The organism is Glacieibacterium sp. (assembly GCF_965200405.1).
Classification (GTDB): Bacteria; Pseudomonadota; Alphaproteobacteria; order Sphingomonadales; family Sphingomonadaceae; genus Glacieibacterium.
Window position 1 is genome coordinate 2,153,597 of record NZ_OZ241356.1, and the last position, 23,895, is coordinate 2,177,491.

The 23,895-nt window shown below is 67.0% G+C and carries 27 protein-coding genes; 15 read left to right on the plus strand and 12 right to left on the minus strand.

Translation table 11 applies throughout. The annotated features are described in order from the left end of the window. Positions 1 to 116 precede the first annotated feature (116 nt). The 8 genes from ACOFKW_RS10080 (at position 117) to ACOFKW_RS10115 (ending at position 6,523) form a co-directional block, all read left to right on the plus strand. Positions 117 to 452, plus strand: coding sequence for a hypothetical protein (locus tag ACOFKW_RS10080; protein ID WP_419814021.1), 336 nt, complete (start codon positions 117 to 119; stop codon positions 450 to 452). Between the two features lie 288 nt (positions 453 to 740). Further along, on the plus strand, positions 741 to 3,131 hold the full coding sequence (gene clpA, locus ACOFKW_RS10085; RefSeq protein ID WP_419814022.1) for an ATP-dependent Clp protease ATP-binding subunit ClpA: 2,391 nt from the start codon (positions 741 to 743) through the stop codon (positions 3,129 to 3,131). 98 nt (positions 3,132 to 3,229) lie between these two features. Further along, positions 3,230 to 3,862: a glutathione S-transferase family protein gene (locus ACOFKW_RS10090; RefSeq protein WP_419814023.1), complete on the plus strand. Its 633-nt coding sequence runs from the start codon at positions 3,230 to 3,232 to the stop codon at positions 3,860 to 3,862. Between the two features lie 82 nt (positions 3,863 to 3,944). Next, positions 3,945 to 4,403, plus strand: coding sequence for a MarR family winged helix-turn-helix transcriptional regulator (locus ACOFKW_RS10095; protein ID WP_419814024.1), 459 nt, complete (start codon positions 3,945 to 3,947; stop codon positions 4,401 to 4,403). Between the two features lie 14 nt (positions 4,404 to 4,417). Then, positions 4,418 to 4,729, plus strand: a complete 312-nt coding sequence (locus ACOFKW_RS10100) for a CC_3452 family protein (protein WP_419814025.1) — start codon at positions 4,418 to 4,420, stop codon at positions 4,727 to 4,729. Beyond that, positions 4,726 to 5,217, plus strand: coding sequence for a PaaI family thioesterase (locus ACOFKW_RS10105; RefSeq protein WP_419814026.1), 492 nt, complete (start codon positions 4,726 to 4,728; stop codon positions 5,215 to 5,217). The genes ACOFKW_RS10100 and ACOFKW_RS10105 overlap by 4 nt, the downstream gene beginning before the upstream one ends. After that, on the plus strand, positions 5,214 to 5,936 hold the full coding sequence (locus tag ACOFKW_RS10110) for an SDR family NAD(P)-dependent oxidoreductase (protein WP_419814027.1): 723 nt from the start codon (positions 5,214 to 5,216) through the stop codon (positions 5,934 to 5,936). Before ACOFKW_RS10105 ends, ACOFKW_RS10110 begins: the two co-directional genes overlap by 4 nt. Then, positions 5,936 to 6,523 carry a 2-hydroxychromene-2-carboxylate isomerase gene (locus tag ACOFKW_RS10115; protein ID WP_419814028.1) on the plus strand — a complete coding sequence of 196 codons (588 nt, stop codon included), beginning with the start codon at positions 5,936 to 5,938 and terminating at the stop codon, positions 6,521 to 6,523. The genes ACOFKW_RS10110 and ACOFKW_RS10115 overlap by 1 nt, the downstream gene beginning before the upstream one ends. A gap of 13 nt (positions 6,524 to 6,536) precedes the next feature. Here ACOFKW_RS10115 and ACOFKW_RS10120 read toward each other — a convergent pair whose 3' ends face one another. From ACOFKW_RS10120 to ACOFKW_RS10130, 3 genes are all read right to left on the minus strand, one after another. Further along, entirely contained in the window at positions 6,537 to 7,280 is a 744-nt protein-coding gene (locus ACOFKW_RS10120) for a Bax inhibitor-1/YccA family protein (protein WP_419814029.1), read from the minus strand. A gap of 85 nt (positions 7,281 to 7,365) precedes the next feature. After that, a complete protein-coding gene (locus ACOFKW_RS10125; RefSeq protein ID WP_419814030.1) occupies positions 7,366 to 9,840 on the minus strand; it encodes an ABC transporter permease in 2,475 nt (824 codons plus the stop codon). A gap of 5 nt (positions 9,841 to 9,845) precedes the next feature. Continuing rightward, positions 9,846 to 10,535: an ABC transporter ATP-binding protein gene (locus ACOFKW_RS10130; RefSeq protein ID WP_419814031.1), complete on the minus strand. Its 690-nt coding sequence runs from the start codon at positions 10,533 to 10,535 to the stop codon at positions 9,846 to 9,848. Between the two features lie 88 nt (positions 10,536 to 10,623). On the opposite strand from ACOFKW_RS10130, the gene ACOFKW_RS10135 reads away from it, so the two are divergent. The 3 genes from ACOFKW_RS10135 to ACOFKW_RS10145 are packed head-to-tail and all read left to right on the plus strand — an operon-like array spanning position 10,624 to position 12,755. Further along, positions 10,624 to 11,226, plus strand: coding sequence for an arylesterase (locus tag ACOFKW_RS10135; RefSeq protein ID WP_419814032.1), 603 nt, complete (start codon positions 10,624 to 10,626; stop codon positions 11,224 to 11,226). A gap of 1 nt (position 11,227) precedes the next feature. Beyond that, on the plus strand, positions 11,228 to 11,773 hold the full coding sequence (thpR, locus tag ACOFKW_RS10140) for an RNA 2',3'-cyclic phosphodiesterase (RefSeq protein ID WP_419814033.1): 546 nt from the start codon (positions 11,228 to 11,230) through the stop codon (positions 11,771 to 11,773). A gap of 46 nt (positions 11,774 to 11,819) precedes the next feature. After that, complete coding sequence (locus ACOFKW_RS10145) at positions 11,820 to 12,755, plus strand: 2-hydroxyacid dehydrogenase (RefSeq protein WP_419814034.1); 936 nt, start codon at positions 11,820 to 11,822, stop codon at positions 12,753 to 12,755. Here ACOFKW_RS10145 and ACOFKW_RS10150 read toward each other — a convergent pair. From ACOFKW_RS10150 to ACOFKW_RS10160, 3 genes are read right to left on the minus strand one after another with little or no spacing between them, the layout of a single operon-like run. Further along, entirely contained in the window at positions 12,752 to 13,180 is a 429-nt protein-coding gene (locus ACOFKW_RS10150; protein WP_419814035.1) for an OsmC family protein, read from the minus strand. The two genes, ACOFKW_RS10145 and ACOFKW_RS10150, sit on opposite strands and share 4 nt — an antisense overlap. Positions 13,181 to 13,190: 10 nt before the next feature. After that, positions 13,191 to 14,414 (minus strand): acyl-CoA dehydrogenase family protein, encoded by a 1,224-nt coding sequence (locus tag ACOFKW_RS10155; protein ID WP_419814036.1) that lies wholly within the window; start codon positions 14,412 to 14,414, stop codon positions 13,191 to 13,193. Positions 14,415 to 14,426: 12 nt separating this feature from the next. Beyond that, complete coding sequence (locus ACOFKW_RS10160) at positions 14,427 to 15,527, minus strand: acyl-CoA dehydrogenase family protein (RefSeq protein WP_419814037.1); 1,101 nt, start codon at positions 15,525 to 15,527, stop codon at positions 14,427 to 14,429. A gap of 92 nt (positions 15,528 to 15,619) precedes the next feature. On the opposite strand from ACOFKW_RS10160, the gene ACOFKW_RS10165 reads away from it, so the two are divergent. Further along, positions 15,620 to 16,036: a hypothetical protein gene (locus ACOFKW_RS10165; RefSeq protein ID WP_419814038.1), complete on the plus strand. Its 417-nt coding sequence runs from the start codon at positions 15,620 to 15,622 to the stop codon at positions 16,034 to 16,036. Between the two features lies 1 nt (position 16,037). On the opposite strand, the gene ACOFKW_RS10170 is transcribed toward ACOFKW_RS10165, so the two are convergent. Then, complete coding sequence (locus ACOFKW_RS10170) at positions 16,038 to 16,238, minus strand: DUF1192 family protein (RefSeq protein ID WP_419814039.1); 201 nt, start codon at positions 16,236 to 16,238, stop codon at positions 16,038 to 16,040. Positions 16,239 to 16,283: 45 nt separating this feature from the next. Here ACOFKW_RS10170 and ACOFKW_RS10175 point away from each other — a divergent pair, with 45 nt between their 5' ends. Then, positions 16,284 to 17,276, plus strand: coding sequence for an NAD(P)H-quinone oxidoreductase (locus tag ACOFKW_RS10175; protein ID WP_419814040.1), 993 nt, complete (start codon positions 16,284 to 16,286; stop codon positions 17,274 to 17,276). Here ACOFKW_RS10175 and ACOFKW_RS10180 read toward each other — a convergent pair. Together ACOFKW_RS10180 and kynU are read right to left on the minus strand one after the other, a co-directional pair. Further along, the gene (locus ACOFKW_RS10180; protein WP_419814041.1) at positions 17,260 to 18,057 is read right to left on the minus strand and encodes a tryptophan 2,3-dioxygenase; all 798 of its coding nucleotides are present in this window, start codon (positions 18,055 to 18,057) and stop codon (positions 17,260 to 17,262) included. The two genes, ACOFKW_RS10175 and ACOFKW_RS10180, sit on opposite strands and share 17 nt — an antisense overlap. Further along, complete coding sequence (gene kynU / locus ACOFKW_RS10185) at positions 18,054 to 19,289, minus strand: kynureninase (protein ID WP_419814042.1); 1,236 nt, start codon at positions 19,287 to 19,289, stop codon at positions 18,054 to 18,056. Before kynU ends, ACOFKW_RS10180 begins: the two co-directional genes overlap by 4 nt. A gap of 110 nt (positions 19,290 to 19,399) precedes the next feature. Here kynU and ACOFKW_RS10190 point away from each other — a divergent pair, with 110 nt between their 5' ends. Further along, positions 19,400 to 20,080: a cell cycle transcriptional regulator TrcR gene (locus tag ACOFKW_RS10190; protein ID WP_419814043.1), complete on the plus strand. Its 681-nt coding sequence runs from the start codon at positions 19,400 to 19,402 to the stop codon at positions 20,078 to 20,080. 165 nt (positions 20,081 to 20,245) lie between these two features. Here ACOFKW_RS10190 and ACOFKW_RS10195 read toward each other — a convergent pair whose 3' ends face one another. Beyond that, positions 20,246 to 21,187 (minus strand): PEPxxWA-CTERM sorting domain-containing protein, encoded by a 942-nt coding sequence (locus tag ACOFKW_RS10195; protein WP_419814044.1) that lies wholly within the window; start codon positions 21,185 to 21,187, stop codon positions 20,246 to 20,248. 680 nt (positions 21,188 to 21,867) lie between these two features. Here ACOFKW_RS10195 and ACOFKW_RS10200 point away from each other — a divergent pair. After that, on the plus strand, positions 21,868 to 22,581 hold the full coding sequence (locus ACOFKW_RS10200; protein ID WP_419814045.1) for a THxN family PEP-CTERM protein: 714 nt from the start codon (positions 21,868 to 21,870) through the stop codon (positions 22,579 to 22,581). Positions 22,582 to 22,716: 135 nt separating this feature from the next. Here the strand turns inward: ACOFKW_RS10200 and ACOFKW_RS10205 are convergent, their stop codons facing one another. Together ACOFKW_RS10205 and ACOFKW_RS10210 are read right to left on the minus strand one after the other, a co-directional pair. Next, the gene (locus ACOFKW_RS10205) at positions 22,717 to 22,938 is read right to left on the minus strand and encodes a hypothetical protein (RefSeq protein ID WP_419814046.1); all 222 of its coding nucleotides are present in this window, start codon (positions 22,936 to 22,938) and stop codon (positions 22,717 to 22,719) included. A gap of 228 nt (positions 22,939 to 23,166) precedes the next feature. Next, complete coding sequence (locus ACOFKW_RS10210) at positions 23,167 to 23,877, minus strand: hypothetical protein (RefSeq protein WP_419814047.1); 711 nt, start codon at positions 23,875 to 23,877, stop codon at positions 23,167 to 23,169. Positions 23,878 to 23,895: the final 18 nt, after the last annotated feature.

A 23,895-nucleotide genomic window follows, 5' to 3' on the forward strand; every position in this document is an offset into this window, starting at 1 on the left:
ATTGGATGTGCAGGCCCGGACTGCGAAGTCCGGGCCTTTCGCATCCGCTCGGCTGTGGAATTGGCGTTGCGGACCGCACCCTTGTAGATGGCGCTGAACACTCGACGGGCAGGTGCATGGCGCGCAGGAATTCCAGACTCGACCCCTATGGCGACGCGCAGCGCGAGGATGAGCCCATAGCGGTCGTCGCCTGCTGGTTGTGCGGCCGACCGACCGGCAAGACGATCGTCTGGCACCATCCCGTGCCCAAGAGCCGCGGCGGCCGCGACGTGGTGCCGATGCACCCGATCTGTCAGCAAACGCTCATGGCAAATTTCACCAACTCCGAACTGCAGCGTCATGGACTGGCCGTGGAAGGACTGTTGGATAACCCCAACGTGCGCAAGTTCGTCGATTGGGTGGCGAGCAAGGAGCCCGATTTCACCGCGACGATTGCCAGGAAGCAGCGCTGACCCGAGCCTGCGCATCGTCATTTCATTTTTTACGGGCGCCCCTTCGACGTGATGTTGCTGATCGACTGGCGGCGCAACCGCTCCGGGAAACCATCTAAGTCGACGACGCGCCAAGCGGACGGTGCTGATCGGCGAAAGGCGAGCGCTAGCCCGATTCCGGACAGGACACCGGGACTACCGGACCCGCGACACTCATCCCGTCGCACCCCCCTTGATGTTTGTGCAATGCAGGGTGACATTCAGGACTGACGCGGTGCCGCGTATCTCGGCGCCGCACGGGAGAATGAAATGCCCTCCTTTACGCGTGAACTCGAACACAGCCTCCACAACGCCCTCGCCGAGGCGAGCCGCCGTCATCATGAATATGCTACGCTGGAGCATCTGCTGCTGGCGCTGACCGCCGATGCGCATGCCGCGGCGGTGCTGAAGGCCTGCACGGTCGACATCGACGACCTGGCGGGCAAGGTCACCAACTATCTCGATACCGAACTCGGGGCGCTCAAGGCCGACGCCTCGGTCGATCCGTCGCCGACCGCCGGTTTCCAGCGCGTCGTCCAGCGCGCCATCCTGCACGTCCAGTCGTCGGGCCGCGAGGAGGTCACCGGCGCCAACGTGCTGGTCGCGCTGTTCTCGGAGCGCGAGAGCCATGCGGTGTTCTTCCTGCAGCAGCAGGACATGACCCGCCTGGATGCGGTCAGCTTCATCAGCCATGGCATCGCCAAGTCGGGCGCTTCGGAGACCCGCGCCATCAAGGGCGCGCCGAACCCCGACAAGTCGGAAGAGGAGCCCAAGGAGCAGGGCGCCAAGCCGGGTGCCAAGGCCAATGAGTCGGCGCTGAAGCAGTTCACCGTCAACCTCAATGAAAAGGCCAAGCTGGGCAAGGTCGATCCATTGATCGGCCGCCATGCCGAGGTCGACCGGACCATCCAGATCCTGTGCCGCCGGTCCAAGAACAACCCGCTGTATGTCGGTGATCCCGGTGTCGGCAAGACCGCGATCGCCGAGGGGCTGGCGCGCAAGATCGTCGAGGGTTCGGTCCCCGACGTGCTCAAGCCGGCGATAATCTACTCGCTCGACATGGGCTCGCTGCTGGCCGGCACGCGCTATCGGGGTGACTTCGAGGAGCGGCTGAAGAACGTCGTCAACGAGCTTGAGAAGCTGCCGCATGCGGTGCTGTTCATCGACGAGATCCACACCGTCATAGGTGCCGGTGCAACGTCGGGCGGCGCAATGGACGCGTCGAACCTGCTCAAGCCGGCTCTGTCCAGCGGTGCGATCCGCTGCATCGGCTCGACGACCTACAAGGAGTTCCGCAACCACTTCGAGAAGGACCGCGCGCTGCTGCGGCGCTTCCAGAAGATCGACGTCAACGAGCCCTCGGTCGAGGATTCGGTCAAGATCCTGATGGGCCTGCGCTCCAGCTACGAGCTGCACCACAAGCTGAAGTACACGCCCGAGGCGATCAAGGCCGCGGTCGAGCTGTCGGCGCGCTACATCAACGACCGCAAGCTGCCGGACAAGGCGATCGACGTGATCGACGAGACCGGTGCGTCGCAGATGCTGCTGCCGGAGAACCGCCGCAAGAAGGTCATCGGCGTCAAGGAGGTCGAAGCCGTCATCGCGACGATGGCGCGGATACCGCCGAAGTCGGTGTCGAGCGACGACAAGGTCACTTTGGGCACGCTGGAGGCCGACCTCAAGCGGGTAGTGTTCGGGCAGGACAAGGCGATCGAGCGTGTCGCTTCGGCGATCAAGCTCAGCCGCGCCGGCCTGCGCGAGCCGAACAAGCCGATCGGCAGCTATATGTTCAGCGGCCCGACCGGCGTTGGCAAGACCGAGGTGGCGCGCCAGCTGGCGTCGATCCTTGGCATCCCGCTGACCCGCTTCGACATGAGCGAGTACATGGAGCGGCACAGCGTCAGCCGGCTGATCGGTGCGCCGCCGGGCTATGTCGGCTTCGACCAAGGCGGCCTGCTGACCGATGCGGTCGACCAGAACCCGCACGGCGTGCTGCTGCTCGACGAGATCGAGAAGGCGCATCCCGACCTGTTCAACATCCTGTTGCAGGTCATGGATAACGGCAAGCTGACCGACCACCACGGCAAGACCGTCGATTTCAGGAACACCATCCTGATCATGACGACCAATGCCGGGGCAGCCGACATGGCGCGCGAGGGTGTCGGCTTCGGCTCGATTGCCCGCGAAGGCGAGGACGAGGAGGCGATCAAGCGGATGTTCACCCCCGAGTTCCGCAATCGTCTCGATGCGATCGTGGCGTTCGACTATCTGCCGCCGATCGTCATCCGCCGCGTCATCGACAAGTTCGTCCTCCAGCTGGAGCTGCAGCTGCAGGAGCGCGACGTCCACATCGCGCTGGACGACGATGCTAAGGACTGGCTGATCGAGCGCGGCTACGACAAGCTGTACGGCGCTCGTCCGCTCGGCCGCCTGATCCAGGAGAAGATCAAGCAGCCGCTTGCCGAGGAGCTGCTGTTCGGCAAGCTGGTCAACGGCGGCGAGGTCCGCGTCCACGTCAAGGACGCGACACTTGCCTTCGAGATCACCTCCGGCGTGCCCAAGCCCAAAAAGGGCCGCAAGGGCAAGCCGGCGGTGGACAACGGACCGTCGACCGAGGGAGGCCCGTCGATCGAGACCGGTGAGCCGCTGATCGACGCTTAACGCGAAGACGCAGGACTGAAACGAGCCCCGTCCGGATCATCCGGGCGGGGCTTTTTCGTGTCATGAAGTCGGGTTAAGATCGGTCAGGGAGATCACACATGGCCGGCGAGCTCGTTTTCTACACCAACCCGATGTCGCGGGGCCGCATCGTCCGCTGGATGCTGGAAGAGGTCGGCGAGCCGTACCGCACGGTGGTGCTCGACTACGACTCGATGCAATCCCCGGACTATCTGGCGATCAACCCGATGGGCAAGGTCCCGGCGATCACCCACGGCGGCGCCGTCGTCACCGAATGCGCCGCGATTTGCGCCTATCTCGCAGATGCCTTCCCCGAGGCCGGATTGATACCGCCGCCGGGGCCGAGCCGTGCCGCTTACTACCGCTGGCTGTTCTACGCCGCCGGGCCGGTCGAGGCCGCGATCACCAACAAGGCGCTCGGTGTCGAAGTGCCGGCAGAGCGAGAGAAGATGGTCGGCTACCGCAACATGGCTGCCGTCGTCGCGGCGCTCGAAGGGGCCGTCCAGTCGGGTCCATACATCTGCGGGGAGCAGTTCACCGCCGCCGACGTCTATGTCGGGTCGCAACTCATCTGGGGTATGTTGTTCGGCAGCCTGCCGAAGACGCCGGCGTTCGAAGCGTATAGCGACCGCCTGAAGTCCCGCCCCGCCGCTGCCCGCGCCCGCGAGATCGACGATGCCCTGCTACCCGAGGACAAGCGCGGCATGATGTAGTGCTTGCTACCCTCCCCGCGAAGGCGCAGGGAGGGTAGCGACGGGATTTACATGCAATTGCATCTACTATAAACATCCAGCTATGCCTGACGCCAAGCCCGACCCAGAGACCGAGCGCTTCACGCGCAAGGTCGGCGAGTGCGCGGCTCTCAAGCTGCGGCGCACTGCGCGGAAGGTGACGCAGATCTTCGACGAGGCGCTGGCCCCGCACGGGCTGACCATCGGCCAGCTCGGCATTCTTGCCGGGCTGCGGCGGTCGCGTGGTGTCGGCATCGCTGCGTTGGCGGAGCAGCTGTCGACCGATGCCTCTACCTTGTCTCGGTTGCTCAAGCCCTTGGCAGCCAACGGACTGCTGACTGTAGAGCCCGACCCGGATGACCGGCGTGCCAAGCTGCTGCGGCTGACCGAAGACGGTGCCGTGCGGGTCCGCGAGGCCGGGGTCGCCTGGCACGCGGCGCAGAAGCATCTTCGCGACGTGTTGGGCGAATCCCGCATCGCGGCGCTTCACTACATCCTCGACGATTCATTTTCCAAACTGTGATGAAGGACCGACAAATGCAGAACTTCAAACTCGCCCTGATAGGTGTAATTGCAGCAATCGTGGCAGCGCCGGCATTTGCTGCGCCGATCGACGGCAGCGCTACCTTGGCGGCACCGGCGCGAGCGGATCGCGTCGTCAGCGAAAACGGCATCTGGCATTGCGCCGGTGATAGCTGCACCGGCACGACGCTTGCCGCGACCGGCGCTGCAGTCGCAGCGTGCACCGCCGTCGCCGCGGTCAACGGTCGGGTCAACGCCTTCGCAGTCGGCGGCATCAGCTTTGGCGAGGCCGAGCTCAAGCGCTGCAACCGGCATGTAAAGTCATGACGGAAGAAGCGAGCGGACCAATGCCGCTGGAGGCGATGCAGTCCCGCTCCGGCCTCGAACTGATGCAGGCACTGGCGGCGGGTGAGATGTCCCGCCCCGGCATCGGCAAGCTGATGGATTTCAGCCTCGGCGAAGTCGAGCGGGGGCGGGTCGAGTTCGTCTCGACACCGGGCCCGCAGCACTACAATCCGCTCGGCACCGTCCACGGCGGCTTTGCGGCGACGCTGCTCGACAGCTGCATGGGCTGCGCGGTGCACACGACGCTGGCGGCGGGCATCGGCTACACCACCATCGATATCAACGTCACCTATCTGCGGGCGATGACGGCAGCGACCGGCCCGGTGTCGGCGCGTGGCGAGGTGATCAGCTCTGGCCGCCGGGTGGCGACGGCGCGCGGCACCTTGACCGACTCCTCGGGGCGGGTGCTCGCTACGGCGACGACGTCGTGCCTGGTGTTCCCGTTGCACGAAGGGCCGAAGCGAGCATGACCGGCGCGGCGATCGTCATCGGTGCGGGCGACGCGACCGGCGGCGCCATTGCGCGGGTATTCGCCAAGTCTGGTCTGGTCGCCGTACCGGTGCGCCGGTCGGCGGACGGTCTGGTGCCATTGGTCGACCGGATCCAAGCCGAGGGTGGCCGCGCCGTGGCGATGCCCTGCGATGCCCGCGACGAGGACGCGATGACCGCGTTGTTCGCCAAGGTCGAAGCCGACATCGGCCCGATCGAGGTGGCGGTGTTCAACATCGGCGCCAACGTGCCGTCGCCGTTGCTCGACGAGACGGCACGCAAATATCGCAAGATCTGGGAGCTGACCGCATTGGCCGGCTTCCTGACCGGGCGCGAGGCAGCGCGGCACATGCTGCCGCGGGGCAGGGGGACGATCCTGTTCACCGGGGCGACCGCGTCGATGCGCGGCGGTGCCGGGTTCGCGGCGTTCGCCGGCGGCAAGCACGCGTTGCGGGCACTGGCCCAGTCGATGGCGCGGGAGTTCGGGCCGCAGGGGCTCCACGTCGCGCACGTCGTCGTCGATGGCGCCATCGACACCGCCTTCATCCGCGATAACTTCCCCGACCGCTATGCCGCAAAGGCCGAGGACGGTATCCTCGACCCCGACCACATCGCGGCGTCCTATGCGATGCTCCACGCCCAGCCACGCGACGCCTGGACGCACGAACTCGATCTCAGGCCCTGGACGGAGAAGTTCTGATGCCCGGCCACATCGAGTTCCTGTTCGATTTCGGCTCGCCGACGACCTTCCTGGCGCACAAGCGGCTAGCGGGTGTGGTAGCGCGGACCGGGGCGACGGCGAACTATGTGCCGGTGCTGCTCGGCGGAGTGTTCAAGGCGACGGGCAACACTTCTCCCGCGGTGGTGCCGGCCAAGGGCGCCTATATGAACATCGACATGGCACGCTACGCCAAGGTGCACGGTATCCTGCTTCAGCAAAACCCGCATTTTCCGATCAACACGATTATGCTGATGCGCATGGCGACGGGCCTGCGCGGCACGCCGCGCTATGCCCCGTACGTCGATACGATCTTCAACGCGATGTGGTCGTTGCCGCGCGACATGGGCGATCCGGCAATCGTGGCGGAGGTGCTGACCGCCGCCAATTTCGACGCGGCGGAAACGCTGGCGCTGGCGGGGGACGAGTGGGTCAAATCGGCGCTTAAAGCCGAGACCGAGAAGGCCGTGGCACGCGGCGTGTTCGGCGCGCCGACATTCTTCATAGGTGACGAGATGTTCTTCGGACAAGACCGCCTCGACTGGGTCGAGGCGGCCGTATCGTCCTGACGAGCGTCGCGATTTAGCGGCGGTCGCCCATGAAGCGCAGGAGGAAGAGGAACAGGTTGATGAAGTCGAGATACAGGGTCAACGCGCCCATGATCACCGACTTGCCAACGAAGTCCGAGCCCTGCACCTGGTAGTACATCTGCTTGATCTTCTGCGTGTCGTACACGGTCAGGCCAGCGAACAGCAGCACGCCGATCATCGAGATGATGAGTGACATCGTGCCCGACTGGGTGAACATGTTGATGACCATCGCGACCAGCAGGCCGACGACACCCATCATCAGGAACTTGCCCATGCCCGACAGGTCGCGCTTGGTCGTGTAGCCGTACAGGCTGAGCGCGGCGAAGCTGGCGGCCGTGGCGAAGAAGGTGCTGGCTACCGACGCGCCGGTGTAAACCAGCAGCACGGTCGAAAGCGACGCGCCCATCAACGCAGCGTAGAGCCAGAAGATTGCCTTGGCGCTGGTTTCCGACAGCTTGTTGATGCCGAAGCTCAGCACCATCACCAGCGCGATCGGCGCCAGCAGGACGACCCACTTCATGGGTCCGGGCTGCATGAAGATCTGGGCCGCGATCGACTCCCGGCCACCGCGCGCGAAGAACAGCGCAACGACACCGGTCAACAGCACGCCGCTTGCCATGTAATTGTACACCGACAGCATGTACGAGCGCAGGCCTGCGTCGAAGCTGGTATCGCCCACCTCGGCGCCGACGGTCGCCCTCGGATAGGCGATGCGCGGGTCGAACTGATTGGCCATGGTGAAAACTTTCCCTCCAGGTCCGGCACCTTGCCGGGATACCGACAATATCGTCTTGCGAATGCCTTAGTTCAAGCCCTTGGCCCTAAAGCGTACGCAGCACCTCGTTGGGCCGGGCGGACAGCGCCCGCCAGCTTCCCGCAAGTCCGAGCAGCACCGTCACCGCCCCACCGATCACCACCGTCGCGATCACCGGCCCCCAATCCGGCTGCCATGTCAGCTTGAAGGTCTGGGTAACGACGTACCAGCCGGCGCCGCCGCCGAGCAGCAGCGCCAGCCCGGCGACCATGACGCTGAGCAGCCCGTATTCCAGCAGCGTCGCGCGCACGATCTGGCCGCGTGTCGCCCCCAGCACCTTGAGCAGCACCGCGTCATAGGTCCGCGCCCGGCGACTGGCGGCCAGCGCACCGATCAGCACGGCAATCCCTGCCGCCAGCGTCAACGAGCCCGCCGCGCGGATCGCCGCCGAAAGCTGCCCGAGGATCGTCGAGACCTGACCAAGGACGTCCTTGATCCGCACCACGGTCGCGGTCGGAAAGGCGCGCGTCATCGCTCCAGCGAAGCCGCGCTCCTGCGCCGGTGCCATAGACACGGTCGCCATCCAGCTATGCGGCGCGCCCTCCAGCGTTCCGGGCGCAAACAGGATCGCGAAGTTGAACCCAAGCGACTGCCAATCGATGCGCCGGAAACTGGCGATCCTGGCGGTCACGTCGACGCCGAGCACCGAGACCGTCAGGGTATCGCCGATCTTGAGGTTGAGTGCCTTGGCCGCGACCTCGTCGATCGAGATCAGTGGCGGGCCACTATAGTCCGCCGGCCACCATTTGCCGCCGGTCAGGACATTGTTCGGCGGAAAGTCGGCGGCATAGCTCAGCCCGCGGTCGCCGCGCAGGATCCACGCGTCGTCGCTGAGGTTCTTCAGCCGCGCGACGGGGACGCCGTTGACCGCCGTGACCGGCCCTCGCAGCGACGGTACGGTGCGCGTCGTCGCGCCCGGTGCGTTGGTGCGCACGACCTGGCCGAACTGGGCGATCCCATCGGTCGGCAGGTCGATGATGAAGAAGCTCGGCGCGCGTTTGGGCAGCGACCGCGCGATCTGCCCGTCGAGGTTGGTCTCGATCACCGCCAGCGTCGCGAACAGCGTCAGCCCGAGGCCCAGCGCAACCACCAGCTGGCGGGTCAACGCCCCCGGACGGTGCAGATTGCCGAGCGCCAGCCGCGCCAGCATGTTGCGCGGCCGTGGCACTTTCGCCGCGAGCCATTTGATCGCCGCCGCCATCGCGCCCAGCACGAGCAGCAACGCCAGCGCCCCGGCGATGAACGCCGCCGCGAACAGCCGGTCCTCCGACTGAAACACCGCCAGCGCCGCGATCCCGACCGCCGCCGCGCCGATCAGCACGACCGGCCAGGCACCCGGCCAGGCGCGTGCCTCGACCGCATCGCGGAACAACCGCGCGGCGGGCAGGCGGGCGGCGCTGCTCAGCGGCCACAGGGCGAACGCCAGTGCGATCAGCAGGCCATAGGCACAGGCGCTGAGCAGCGGCGCCGGGTACAGCCCCAGCGCCGGCGGCACAGGCAGCGCATCGCCTGCGACCGCGACCATCGCGTAAGGCACGGCTGCGCCGAGCCCTGCACCGACGATCACCGCAGCCAGCGCAACCACGCCGATCTGGATCAGATAACTGCGAAAGATCAGCCCGCCATCAGCGCCGACGCTCTTCAACGTCGCGATCGTGCCGCTTTTCGCGTCGAGATAGGCGCTGACGCCGTTGCCGACGCCGACGCCCGCGACGATCAACGCGGTCAGCGACACCAAAGTCAGGAATTGCCCAAGGCGATCGACGAATTGCGTCGTACCGGGGGCGGCGTTGTCGCGCGTGCCGATCTGCCAGCCGGCATCAGGGCTGGCTCGGCGCAGGGCAGCGACCGCGGCGATTGGCGACTCCCCAGCGGGCAGGCGGATGCGGTAGTTGGCGCGGAACAGGCTGCCCGGCTCGATCAGCCCGGTGCGCGGCAGGTCCGCCAAATTGATGATGACGCCGGGGCCGAGGCCAAAGCCGGCGCCCGCCTTGTCGGGCTCGGAGTCGATGATCCCGGCGACGCGGAAGGTCGCGGTGCCGATCGCCAGCGGGTCGCCCGTCTTGAGTGCCAGCCGCTCAGCCATCGCTTGCGCGATCGCCGCCGTGCCGGGGGTCAGCCGCACGCCATTGCCCAGCGTGAAGTTGCCATAGAGCGGATAGCGCGCGTCGACAGCCTTCAGCTCGGCGAGGCTGCGTTCGTCGCTGCCGGGCCGCCCGGTCATGGCGCGCAGGCGCAGGACTTCGGACACGGTGCCCAGCTTCGCCAGCTCGGCGCGCTCGGCCAGGGTGGCGCTGCGCTGGGTCAGCCGCGCCTCGAGATCGCCGCCGAGAATCGCTTGGCCGTTGTCGCTCAGACCCTGCCGGATCGCGCCGGACAGGCTGCCGACGCCGCTTAGCGCCAGCGTGCCGAGGACGAGGCAGACCGCGAGGAGGCGCAAGCCGCTGAGGCCGCCGCGAAGTTCGCGGAGCGCGAGGCGCAAGGCGATCAAATCGCCTTCCGGTCGCTCGCCACGACGCCGTCGCGCATTTCGATGATCCGGTCGCAGCGCGCGGCCAGGCTAACGTCGTGAGTGATAAGCACCAGCGTCGCTCCCGACCGCGCCGCCCGGTCGAAGATCAGCTCGACGATGCCGCCGCCCGTCGTCGCGTCGAGGTTCCCCGTTGGCTCGTCAGCGAACAGCAGCACCGGGCCCGGCGCAGTCGCCCGAGCGATCGCCACGCGCTGTTGCTCGCCGCCCGACAATTGTGAGGGGTAGTGCGTCAACCGATGGCCCAGCCCGACCGCCTCCAGCTCCGCCCGTGCCGTTCCCAGCGCATCTGCGCGGCCCGCCAGTTCCAGCGGTACGGCGACATTCTCCAACGCCGTCATCGTCGGGATTAGGTGAAACGCCTGCAGCACGATGCCGATGCGGCCACGTCGGGCGCGCGCCAGACCGTCCTCGTCCAGCGTCGTGAAGTCGCTGCCCGCGACCTCGACCTTGCCCGAGGTGGCGCGCTCCAGCCCCGCCAGGATCGCCATCAGCGACGACTTGCCCGAGCCCGACGGCCCGAGGATCGCGACGCGCTCGCCGGCGGCCACCGACAGGTCGATACCCCGCAGGATCTGCACCGCCGCCTCGCCGCGACCAAGCTTCAGGGTGACATCGCGCGCCGCGATGACGATATCAGTGGTCATGCAAGCTTTCGAAGGGTCTGGAATGAGACAGGCGTTACACCGATATGGCGCTTCCGCCGCGCTTTGCCACCTGTTGATTGCCGCCATCATGAGCCTGTTCGCCGTTCCCGTATCTGCGGCCACTCAGCCTCGCACCATCCTGGCGTTCGGCGACAGCCTGACCGCCGGCTATCAGCTGCGCCCGGCCGAGAGCTTTCCGGCGCAACTGGAGGCGGCGCTGCGCAAGCAGGGCAGGGCCGTCACCGTCCATAATGCCGGCGTCTCGGGCGACACCACGACACAGGGCCGCGCCCGCCTCAACTGGGTGTTGACCGGCATGAAGGCGAAGCCCGACCTGGTCATCCTCGAGCTCGGCGCCAACGACATGCTGCGCGGCCAGTCGCCGACCGTGGCGCGCGCCAACCTCGATGCGATGCTGACCGAGTTCGGCAAGCGCGGCATACCCGTCGTGCTGGCCGGGATGCTGGCGTCGCCAAACCTCGGCGCGGGTTATGGGCGTGAATTCAACGCGATCTTCCCGGACCTTGCGAAGCAGCACAAGGCGGTGCTGTACCCGTTCTTCATGAACGGCGTGCTCGGCGGGCGGGGGCTGCAGATCGGTGACGGCGTGCACCCCAGCGCCGCCGGCGTAGCGGTGATCGTTCGCGGTATCCTGCCGACCGTGACCGCGGCGCTCGACCGGCTGAAATAGCGTGCACCGGCTGTTCGTCGCCATCCAGCCGCCCCCCGACGTCCGCGACCGGTTGCTCGCGGCGATGGGCGGCATCGCCGGGGCGCGGTGGCAGCGCGACGACCAGTTGCACCTGACGCTGCGCTTCATCGGCGAGGTCGACCGGCACCAGGCACGGGACATCGCCGCCGCGCTGGCGGGGGTGCGGATCGCGCCGTTCGAACTGGCGCTGGGGCTGCCCGGCGTCTTCGACCGGCGCGGCCGGATCGACGCGTTGTGGATCGGGGTGACGCCGCATGACCAGGTCCGCGAGCTTCACACCCGGGTCGACCAGGCGCTGCGACGGGTGGGGATCGCGCCCGATGGCCGGGCCTTCCTGCCGCACATCACCATCGCGCGTTTCTCGCGGGGCAGCGGCGGCGGCGCGGCGGGGTTCGTGCCGCTGGTGGCACTGGCGGACACCAGCTTTCGGGTCGATGGCTTCGCGCTGTTCGAAAGCAGCCTGGGGGCCGACGGCTCCGACTACCGGATTGCCGAGGAATACCGCAGCCTTCACCGGCTGCAATGACCTCTCCGCTCTTTTTCCGGTCCGCCGATTGCTCTAGTCGAACGGCATGAGCCAGCCCGATATCGCCGTTCTCGAACCCAGCGTCGCCGCCCTGGTCCCGGGCCTTGCCGACGCCTATCGACTCCATCCGGTCAGCAGCGACCCTGCGACCTGGCCCGCCGCAGCGCGGTCGGCGCGAGCACTGGTCACCTCCGGCGGTCGCGGCGCGACGACGGCGCAGATCGAGGCGCTGCCGTCGTTGGAGATCATCGCGATCAACGGCGTCGGCTATGATGCCGTCGACCTCGATGCGGCGCGGCGGCGCGGCATCCGGGTGACCAACACGCCCGACGTCCTGACCAACGACGTCGCCGACCTCGCGATCGCGTTGATGACCGCCGTGTTTCGCCGCACCTATGCCGCCGAGCGCTATGTCCGTGACGGCGGCTGGGCGTCGGGCGCCTCGATCCCGCTCGGTCGCAGCGCCAGCGGGCGCCACCTGGGCATTCTCGGCCTCGGCCGCATCGGCAAGGCCATCGCCGCCCGCGCTGCCCCGATGATGGCGAGCATTTCCTATACCGGTCGCCACGCGCAGCCCGGCGTCGACTATTCCTTCGTCCCCAGCCTGCGCGATCTGGCGGCCAGGGTATCGGTCCTGATCGTCGTCGTGCCGGGCGCCGCCGACACTGCCGGGCTGGTCGATGCCGCGGTGCTGGAGGCGCTCGGGCCGGACGGCGTGCTGGTGAACATCGCCCGCGGTAATGTCGTCGACGAGACGGCGCTGGTCTCGGCGCTGGTCGAAGGTCGACTGGGCGGTGCCGGCCTCGACGTCTTCATGGACGAGCCCAATGTCCCCAGCGCCTTGCTCGGGATGGATAATGTCGTCCTGCAGCCCCATCGCGGCAGCGCCACGACCGAGACACGGACGGCGATGGCCCGGCTTGTCGCCGACAACCTCGCCGCCCATTTCGCCGGTCGGGCGCTCCTGACCCCGGTGGTCTAGACCAGCTTCGCGTCCAGCGTGATCGTCGCGTTGAGGACCTTGGACACCGGGCAACCGGCCTTGGCGGCAGCGGTCAGTTCCTCGAACTTCGCCTGGTCGATGCCGGGGATGCTGGCCTCCAGCGTCAGGTGCGACGCGGTAATCCCGAAGCCGCCCTCGACCGACTCGATCGTGACGACCGCCGAGGTGCTCATGTGATCGGCCTTCAAGCCGGCCTCGCCGAGGATCAGCGACAGCGCCATGGTGAAGCACGACGCATGCGCGGCACCGATCAGCTCCTCGGGGTTCGAGCCGGCAACCCCTTCGAAACGGCTGGCAAAGCCGTAAGGATAGTCCTTCAACGCGCCGCTCTGAGTCGAGATCGAGCCGACGCCGTCCTTCAGGCCGCCCTTCCAGGTTGCGGAACCGGTGCGATTGATCTTCATGGGATTGTCCTCAGCTGGCGTTGAACGGCGCATCCTTGTCAGGGCGCAAGTCGCCGGGCAAGCCCAGCACCCGCTCGGCGATGATGTTGCGCAGGATCTCGTCGGTGCCTCCCGCGATCCGCAGGCCCGCCGCGCCGATATAGCTGCCCTGCAGGCGTGCGATGTCGACATTGCCTTCGCCGACCATGAAGCCGGCGCTCTCGCTGAGATCGAGGGCGAAGGCCGCCATGTCCTGCATGGTCTTGGCGACGACGACCTTGCTGATCGACGATTCAGGCCCGGGCATCTGGCCCTTCGACAGCGCCGACAGGGCACGCATCTGGGTTAGCTTGATACCCTCGTCGGCAATGTACGTCTGGGCGATGCGGTCGCGCACGGCGGTCTGCTCGATGGCGGCGCCGCGCTCGGTTTCGATACCCTGCGCCAGTTCGATCAGCGTCGCATAGCCCGGAGCGTGGCGCGGCTTGCCACCGACCGCCAGTCGCTCGTGCATCAGCGTCGTCAGCGCGACCTTCCAGCCGTCACCCTCGGCACCCAGCCGGTGACTGTCGGGTACCCTGACGCCGGTGAAGAACACCTCGTTGAAGTCGCTGCCGCCCGACATCTGCTTGAGCGGTCGCACGTCGACGCCGGGGGCATGCATGTCGACGATGAACATCGTCAGGCCCTTGTGCTTGGGTTTCGACGGATCGGTACGACAGACGATGATGCCGAAGTCGGACAGGTGCGCGTTGGTGGTCCAAACCTTCTGGCCGTCGATCACCCAGTCTGCGTCTTTGGCGTCGCCGTCGCGCACCGCGCGGGTGCGGATGCCGGCGAGGTCGGAGCCTGCCGCAGGCTCGGAGAACAGCTGGCACCAGACCTCCTCGCCCGACAGCGCGGTGGCGACATAGCGGCCGATGACCTCGGGCGTGCCGTGGCTGAACACCGTCGGGATGCACATGCCGAGGCCGATAGCGTACAGGCTGGTCGGTGCGTGGAAGCGGCTCTCCTCCTGGTTGTAGATGATCGACTGCATCGGGCCGAGGCCCTGGCCGCCCATCGCCTTTGGCCAGGTGATGCCGGTGTAGCCGGCGGCGTGCTTCTTCGCCTGCCAGGCCTTGGCATGGGCGACGAAGGCCTCGCTGCTGCGGCTGTCCTCGGGCAGGTCGCGGTACTCGCCGATGTTGGCCTCCAGCCAGGCGCGCGCGGCGGCACGGTACTCGGCTTCGGCGGGGGCGTCGTTGAAGTCCATGTTACTGCTCCCTCAGGCTGCGACGGCGTTGCGGCGCTCGAGCGTCCGCACCAGCCGGTCCGCCCACCATGATTTCGCGCCCAGCCCGGCGACCAGCGCGCGGTTGCGGCGATAGTAGAACTGGCAGTCGCTCTCCCAGGTGAAGCCGATGCCGCCGTGCAGCTGGACCGTCTCCTCGGCGCAGTAACCGAGCGCGTCGAGGCTGGCGACGCGGGCTGCCGATGCCGCCTGGCGCAGTTCGCCACCGCCGTCCTGCATAGCAAACGCGCCGTGCAGTGCGTGCGCGCGGGCCAGTTCGAGCTTGATGTACATGTCGGCGCACTTGTGTTTGACGCCCTGGTATCGCCCGATCTTCTGGCCGAAGGCAGTGCGCTCCTTGGCATAGGCGACGGTCATGTCCATCGCCGCGGTGCCGGTGCCGAGCGCTTCGAAGGCGGACAGCACGGCGGCGCGGTCGAGCCAGTCCTGATAGTCGCCGGGGGTGCCGAGCGGCTGGGCCGGGGCGTTGGTCAGGGTCAGCCGGCCGTGACGACGAACGAGGTCGAGCGTCTCCTGCGCCTCGCGGGTGATGCCGGGGTCGGTCAGGTCGATCAGGTACAGCTGCACTCCGTCGGGGCCGACGGCGCTGACGACCGCGATGTCGGCGGCGGTGAGGTCGGCGATCGGCACCTTGATACCGGTGATGCGGTCGCCGCTGACCTTGGCGGCGGCGGTCGCGGGCGAGGCGGCGTTGCCTTCCGCCCAGCCGGTGCAGGCGATCAGCGATCCCGCGGCGATGCCGGGCAGCCACTTGGCCTGCTGCTCGTGCGAGCCGGCGAGGATCAGCGCCTCGGTCGCGAGCAGGGTCGACATGAACGGCACCGGTGCCAGGCTGCGGCCGATTTCCTCCGCCAGCACACAGGCTTCGTCGGGGCCAAGGCCGAGCCCGCCATGCGCCTCGGGCACACGTGCCGCGGGCCAGCCGAGCTCGACGATGGCGTTCCACAGCATCGTGTCATAGGGCGCGTCGGAGACCATTGCGGCGCGCGCCACCTTGGGTCCGGCACGCTCGTCGAGGAAGCGTCGTGCCTGGTCGCGCAACGCCTTGGCGTCGTCGCTGAAGTCGAAGTTCAAGGTGCGCTCTCCCCAGAGATTGAACCTACTTTACGTTAACGTGAGGCTCAAACAACCCTGGAATCCATCGGCCGCCATGCTATTCTGGCGAGATGATAAATAAGCTCGAGACGCAGGTCGCCGACGAACTCATGGAAGGCGCGACGCCCGCGGAGCGACAGGCCCTTGCTACCTGGGCGGGCGCGCTGCTCCGCATCCGCGACAATGGTGAAGACGGTTTCAGCAAGGCGCGCGACGCTTTCATAACGACGATCGACGGCTCGACGGCGTGGCCGATCATTCGGCGGCTGGGCGACGCGATCAAACGCAACGCCTGGGACGAGCGCAGTACCGCCGAGCGTGCCGGGGTCGGTGCCGCCACCGCGATGGTTGCCTTGTTCGGCGGCGGTTTCGCGGTGCTGAGCGCGCTCGGCACCGCGGCAGGGGCGCCCTTGTGGATCGTCTTCGGCAGCGGCGATGGGCTGGCGCGGCGCCTGGTTGCTGCGGGGCTGGAGCCGCCGGTCGCCTAGATCAGCGCTTGAACAGTTCGTCGGCGGCGCTGCGGAACTTGCCGGCACCTTCGCGCTTGGCCCGGGTGCGAACGAGTTCGCTCTCCAGCAGCGCGATCCGCGTATCGAGCTCCGCCAGCGACAGCCGGTCGAGGTCCTCGCGGAGCAGGCTGGTGAGCGGATCGCCGTCCTTGCGGGCGGGCATGATGTCGTCGAGGTCCATGCGGTGAAAAGTTGACCCGGCGGCCCGTGGAGTCAATATCCGGGCATGACCATCCCCACGACGATGACCGCGATCGATCCCGAGCAGGCGGGCGGACCCGAGGTGCTGAAGGCCGTTACGCGACCCGTGCCGGTGGCAGGCCCGGGCGAGGTGCTGATCCGCGTCGCCGCAGCCGGGGTCAACCGGCCCGACGTGCTGCAGCGGCTGGGCCTGTACCCGATGCCGCCCGGCGCGCCCTCGATCCCCGGGCTGGAAGTCTCGGGCGAGATCGTCACCGGCAGCGGGCGCTGGCAGCCGGGCGACAAGGTCTGCGCGCTGATCGCGGGCGGCGGCTATGCCGAATATGCGGTCGCCCCGGCCGGGCAGTGCCTGCCGGTCCCCGAGGGCGTGAGCCTGGTCGATGCGGCGGGATTGCCCGAGACGTATTTCACCGTCTGGTCGAACCTGTTCCAGCGCGGCGCCGCGGCAGCGGGCGAGACGGCGCTGGTCCACGGCGGCACCAGCGGCATCGGCGTCACCGCCATCCTGTTGTCCAAGGCGCTGGGATTGCAGGTCATCGTCACGGCGGGCTCGGCGGCGAAGTGCGCGGCGGCGCTGGCGCTCGGGGCGGATCACGCGATCGATTACAAGGCGCAGGACTTCGTCGCCGAGGTGGCGCGGATCACCGGCGGCAAGGGCGTCGAGGTCGTGCTCGACATGGTCGGCGGCGATTACATCCCGCGCAATATTGCCAGCCTCGCCGACGAAGGGCGCCACGTCTCGATCGCCCTGCAGCGCGGCCCCAAAGTCGAGGTCAATTTCGGCGACGTGATGCGCAAGCGGCTGCACCTGAGCGGCTCGATGCTGCGCTCGCGCCCCGTAGCGTTCAAGGCGGCGGTCGCGGCGGAGCTGGAGCGCGTCGCATGGCCGCTGTTCGCCGACGGCCAGCTGCACGCCGTGACCGACAAGGTCTACCCGCTCGCGGAGGCCGCGGACGCCCACCGCCGCATGGAGGCGGGCGACCATGTCGGCAAGATCCTGCTTACAATGACGTCCTGACCTTGAGCAGCTCGGGGAAGAACGACTTGTCGAGCGCCTCGACGAGGTAGGAGACGCCGCCGGTGCCGCCGGTGCCGTGCTTGTAGCCGATGATGCGCTCGACGGTTTTCATATGGGCGAAGCGCCACTGCTGGAAACGGAACTCGAGGTCGACGAGTTTCTCGGCCAGCTCGTACAGGTCCCAGTAGCGCTCGGGCTCGCGGTACACAGCCAGCCATGCCGCCTCGACCGCCGGGTCGGCGCGGTGTGGCTGGGCGAAGTCGCGCTCCGCCTTAACGGGGAAGCCGCGGCGGGCGAGCAGGCGCAGGCATTCGTCGTAAAGGCTTGGCGAGGCATGCACGGCGAGCAGGTGGGCGTGGACCGCGGGGTCGCTCTCGTGAACGTCGAGGACCGCGCCGCCCTTGTTGCCGAGCAGGAACTCCAGCTCGCGGTACTGGTACGACTGAAACCCGCTGCTCTGACCCAAGCTGGGGCGGAAGGCGTTGTAGTCGCTGGGGGTCATCGTCGCGAGCACGTCCCAGCTCTGGATCAGCTGGGTCTGGATGCGGCTGACCCGGGCGATCATCTTGAAGGCGCCGCCAAGGTTGTCGGCGGCGATACAGGCGCGCGCGGCGGACAGCTCATGGATCGACAGCTTCATCCACAGCTCCGACGCCTGGTGGATGACTATGAACAGCAGCTCGTCATGGCTGGCGGAGCGCGGGTGCTGGGCGGCGAGCAGCTTGTCTAGGCCGAGGTAGTCGCCGTAGCTGAGGTCGGGCCGCTGGTGCGCGCCGGTCATGTCACGGCCCGCCGCTTCTGATGCTGCGCGTCCTTCCACTCCCCCGATTGCATGACGGCCGCCAGCACGGAGACGGCCTGCCAGACGTCGATGTTGCGCACGTACAGCGCTGGAAAGCCGAAGCGCAGGATGTCGGGCGCGCGGAAGTCGCCGATGACGCCGCGGCCGATCAGCGCCTGCATGATGGCATAGGCGGACGCGTGCGACAGGCTGACCTGGGCGCCGCGGCCGTCGCGTGGGCAGGCGATGCCGAACTCCGGGCAGCGCTGCTCGACCAGCGTGATGAACAGGTCGCCGAGCGCGCGCGACTTGGCCGCCGCCGCAGCCATGTCGACTCCGTCGAAGGTCGCGACCCCGGCGCCGAGTGCCGCCATGCCGATCACCGGCGGGGTGCCCGACAGTAGGCGCCTGACCCCGGGGCCGGCGCGATAGTCGCCCTCGAACGCGAAGGGTGCGGCATGGCCCATCCACCCTGACAGCGGCTGCTCGAACTGGCCGTGGTGGCGCGCTGCGACATAGGCGTAGGCGGGTGCGCCCGGGCCGCCGTTCAGGAATTTATAGCCGCAGCCCAGCGCCATGTCGGCCTGTGCCGCGCCGAGATCGACCTCGACCGCGCCCGCCGAGTGGCTGAGGTCCCAGCATGCCAGCGCGCCCGCCGCATGAGCCGCTGCGGTCAGCGCCGCCATGTCGTGGACGCGCCCGCTGCGATAATGCGTGTGGATCAGCATCAACAGTGCGACATCGTCACCCAGCGCGCCCAGAATGCCGTCGCTCGGCACAACCCGCAGCTCCGCGCCGCCAAGCTGGGCAAGTCCCTGCAACATATACAGGTCGGTCGGGAAGTTGTCCGCCTCCGCCACGATCACCTTGCGGCCCGGGCGCATCCGCAGCGCCGCAGCGGCCAGCTTGAAGACGTTGATCGAGGTCGAGTCGGTGACGATCACCTCGTCCGCCCGTCCGCCGATCAGCCGCGCGATCTTGCCGCCGACCTTGGCCGGCTGGTCGATCCAGCCCGCGCCGCCCTCGGCCGGCGAGTTCCAGCTGCGGATCAGCCCCTCGCCCCATTCGCGCGTGATCGTGTCGCTCACCCGGGTCGCGGTGCGCCGGGGCAGGGCGCCCAGCGAGTTGCCGTCGAGGTAGGTCACCCCCTCCGGAATAGTGAAGCGGGCACGGGCGAAGGCCAGCGGATCGGCGGCGTCGAGCGCCAGCGTATCGTCTCGGGTGATGGTCATTTCGCTCCACTATCACCGAACTTTGCTTGATAATACCGTGGCGGGCGACTACATCGAAGGCTTGCAGCCGTCCCGCGAGGGGCGGCTGTTCCTATTTTGGAAGCACCGCCATGACCCCATTGATGCCGCACGCTACCGCCGCCTGGCTGGTCGACAACACTGCCCTGACGTTCCAGCAGATCGCCGAGTTCTGCGGTTTGCACATCCTGGAAATCCAGGCGATCGCCGACGACACCGCGGCGACCAAGCTGACCGGCCGCGACCCGATCCGCTCCAACGAGCTGACCCAGGCCGAGATCGACCGCTGCGCCGCCGACCCGACCGCGCGCCTCAAGCTGGAGAAGCAGCCCGAGCAGATGCGCCGCACCAAGGGCCCGCGCTACACCCCGGTCAGCAAGCGCCAGGACAAGCCCGACGGCATCTTCTGGATCGTTCGCAATCACCCCGAGATCACCGACAACCAGATCTCCAAGCTGATCGGCACGACCAAGGACACGATCGCCAAGATCCGCGACAAGAGCCATTGGAACATCGCCAACATCACTGCGAAGGACCCGGTCACGCTTGGCCTGACGACCCAGCGCGAGATGGACGCGCTGGTCGCCGCCGCCGCCAAGAAGGCCGGCATCGAGATCGTCGTCGACGAAGGCAAGTTCAACGACGACCGCGCCGCGATGATCGACCAGCTCAACGCCGAGCGCGTCCAGGCTGCCTATGTCGCCGAGCACGGCCCGGCGCCGACGGAAGTCGGGACCGCGCAGCAGCAAGGGGATGCGCTTTTCCGGCGCTAGCGCGGCTGCAAGCAGCTCGGAGAACGCTCCTCAGCGTTCACTGAGCAGCGCGCAGACTCGCGCAAGCCCGGCCGGCGGGTGAGCGCAACTTCCGCGCTCAACCCGTCCGACGGCGTGGCTTTGCCACGACGCCTTTCCTACTTATCCCCCCGACGCCCGCGCGCGTCAGGCCGCTTGCAGCCGCGCCCGCCGCCGCATCGCCGTCCCGACCAGTCCGAACCCCGCGATCATCAGCGCCCAGGTCCCCGGCTCCGGCACGAAGCCCGCGGCATCGTATACGCTGCGGTACAGCGCCGCCTGGATCGACGCGATCGGGTGGGTGTTGTCCACCGTCGTGAAGCCGTCGCAGTTGATCCGCCCGTTCACCGGCGTCCGGTGATCGAAGCACGCCCCCGCCTCGGTAAACGGCGCGACCCCGAATGCCACCGGATCGGCGGCAAGCTGGCCGAGGAAGTTCTGGTAGCTGAAGCGGATCAACTGGGTGCCGCCCAGTGTCGGCTCCAGCATGTCGAGCCCGGCCTGTAGCTGCGTTTCCAGCGCGAAGCCGACGGGCGTGGTGTTGGGCACGCCGGTAACCAGGATCCGGGTTGCGCCCAGGCTGCTCAGCGTCTGCACGGCACTTGTCATTCGCTCCACAAAGGCCGCGCTGTACGTCGCCGCCGTATAGCTGCCGATATTGCCGGACTGCAGCCCGAAAACGTCGTTGCCGCCCATGTTGATGACATAGAGCGCCTTGGTATCGACGGCATGGCTGCCGAGATAAATGCCGAGCTGCGCCCCCAGGTCGGGGATGAAGTCACCGGTATCGACCGCGCGGGCACCGCCGATGGCATAGTTGGTGCCGCTGCCCGCGAGAGCAGGGGACTGGAAGCTGCCGTAGAAGCGCCGGTTGAGCAGGTCGGTGTAGTCGGGGCCGTTGGTGAAGCGTCCCTGGAAATAACCCTTCGAAGCGGGCGTGAACTGGTCGCTGCCGACAAGTGCCTTGAGGTTGCCGGCGTCGACCAGGCTGTCGCCGAAGACGATGAGCTGGCTGGGCTTTTGCGTTGCCATCGCCGGCGCTGCGGCGAGCAGGGCAAGGGCAGTGAACGCGGTGCGACGCGACGGCATGACGGATCTCCCTGGGCTGGCGGCCTGGTGCCGCCTTGGTTCGAAGCTAGGCTGCAGCTAAGGCGCCGACAATAACTATTACGCATGCGTTAATACGGAAAACATTGCCCGAACCGGCGTGCGCAGTTGCAACCGTGGCGCCTCGATGCGGCGCCGGCCCGTAGGGTCTGCGCAGCCTGGACGACCTGGCCGTGGGCGCCAGGCGGGATACCCTCAGATTGGTGCCTCAACGCGAAACTGTAAGGTTGAGCTTACAATCCGAAGACCTGCCTCACACCTTATCGAAGGGTAAAGGTCATGGCATGATCGTTGCATGTCAGAAACGTAACGGTTCTCAAGGAAGACTTAACAACCGCACGCGAGAACCTGAGCCGACAGGACAAGACTGCTTCCTCGTACCGATCGCGTTCGCGCGATTGGTATGATGTAACTTACGAGCTTTTACAGTCCGACCAAGATTATTCGACAAGGTTTATACAATTACCGTTAGTGATTTGGTAATTACTGGCGTATGCAGACTATCGAACGACTGTAGTTCAAATTAAATAACGTCATCACCCAGCCAATCTATTGCTGGAATCGGGGGAAATTGAATGAACATGATTAAATCGGCCCGTTGGGCCGGGCTTGCACTTGCATGCCTTGGATCCATCGCAGCGAATAGTGCATCGGCAGCGGTCGTGACGTTCAGCAACATCACCGGATCGTTCTTTGGTGGGCAGTTGCTCAGCCCGTCCTCGCCGGCAATCACCTATGCCGGCGGCGGCACCAGCAACACGAGCGCGTCATGGGGAACGCCTTCCGGTGCGGGCCAGTCCGGCTACACCTTCACGACGCCGAGCACGATCTCGGCGACGGCATTGCCTCCGGTGTCTTCGACAGCACTGATCTCGCTCGGGACGTTCCAGCACATCAACTTTCCGATCAGCTCGGGAACGTCGATCACTGCGATGAAGCTGCTGTTCAGCGCCGACGTCGATATCGATGGATTGTCGATCGGCTCGCGGTCGTTCCTGTACCAGTTCAGCCACGACGAGACGCCGAACAGCGCCGAGCCATGTGCCTATGGCGGTGCCAACAACCAGGGCGTCAACATCGATGGCTGTGCCGATCGCGTCAACGTCAACTTCATCTCGCAGTCGGACAGCTTCATGATCGACGGCGTTGCCTACACGCTCGACGTGACGGGCTTCGTCACCAACGGTACCGACCACGTCACCAACTTCCTGACCCGCGAAGGCGCCGTCAACTCAGCCGAGATCGTCGGCCGACTGGCGCTGTTCACCGAAGCTGCCGCGGTTCCAGAGCCAGCCAGCTGGGCGTTGATGATCGGTGGCTTCGGCATGATCGGTGCCGTCGCCCGTCGCCGTCGCGACAGCCTCGCTACCGCCTAGTCGCGAAACGTTCGCCGGGATCGCCCGGCGAAGTGAACAGCGGGCGTGCCACGGCGCGCTCGCTGTTTTCATGTGCGTGAACCGGCGCGGCAGATCGAGCGCGGCGCCCGGTGCAGCGGTACATCGACCGAAGCCTCAGCTGGCGCGGGTTAGGGCAATCGCCTTGGCGACGGAGATCGGGTGCTGGCCGAACTCGGTGCAATCGATTTCGAGGCCGGTCAGTGCCTGTGGCGAGATCGAGTAGACATACTCCATGACAGCGCCAAGCTTGCCCTGGAACAGCGGGCTATAGGTCATGTCGGTCGACCGGTTGCGGGGGTTGACCGTAGCGAATTGGCTGAAATCGATGATACCCACGCGAGAACCTGACACAAACTTCGTGTCGGAGCCGATACTATTATAAGTCGTTCCACCGCAAGCACAATCGCCGTAATTGAGGTCCGTAAGGGATTCTCAATACTTAAAAACACATCCAGCTTGGTACCGAACAGCACGGTTGGAGGTGCCGAAAGGTTCGACGGTCGGCACCACGAAAAAAGCCCGCCCGCCGGTCGGCGAGCGGGCTTTCATCGTCAGGCGATGATCTTAGACCGACGAATTGTGCCGGGTGACATCACGCTCGTTCTGGTCGCTGTACGCCGTCGCATTGGCATCGAAGCCGGTCCAGCCGGTGCTGCGATAGTCGGCACCGCGCGTCGTCGCGTCGACGGCGTTGTAGCGCTGCAGGACGGCATCCGCCTGCGTCACCAGCGAATCGTCGATGCGGGCGCTGACCAGCGTGCCACCGCGGCGAACACCCTCGGAGTAGACGTTGGCTTCCTCGTCGGAATGGCCGGCGTTCTTCAACGCGCCGACGATGCTGCCGGTCGCGCCGCCGCCTGCCGCGCCGATGCCGGCACCGGTGACTGCTGCGACCAGCCAGCCGGCGGCGACCACCGGGCCGAGGCCGGGGATCGCGAGCAGGCCGAGACCGGCGAGCAGGCCGCCGACGCCGCCGATCGCTGCGCCCGTCGAGACGCCGCGCGACACGTCACCGTGATCGTTGACGTCGGTCACGTCGTGGCTATGGCCCTCGTGGCCCGTCGTCGCGGCCGTATCGCTGCCGAAGACGCCGCCGGTCGTCGCGGCGCCGGTCGTGCCGGTGTCGCTGTCGTAGGCGCTGGTCGAGGCAGCGCTGTCGCCGCCGCTGGCAACGATGCTGATGTCGTCGCGATCGACGCCGATGCTCTCCAGCTCGTGCGCGGCACGCTCGGCGTCGGCGCGGTTGTCGAACAGGCGGGTGATGGTCTTGGTCATGTCAAATCTCCAATGAAT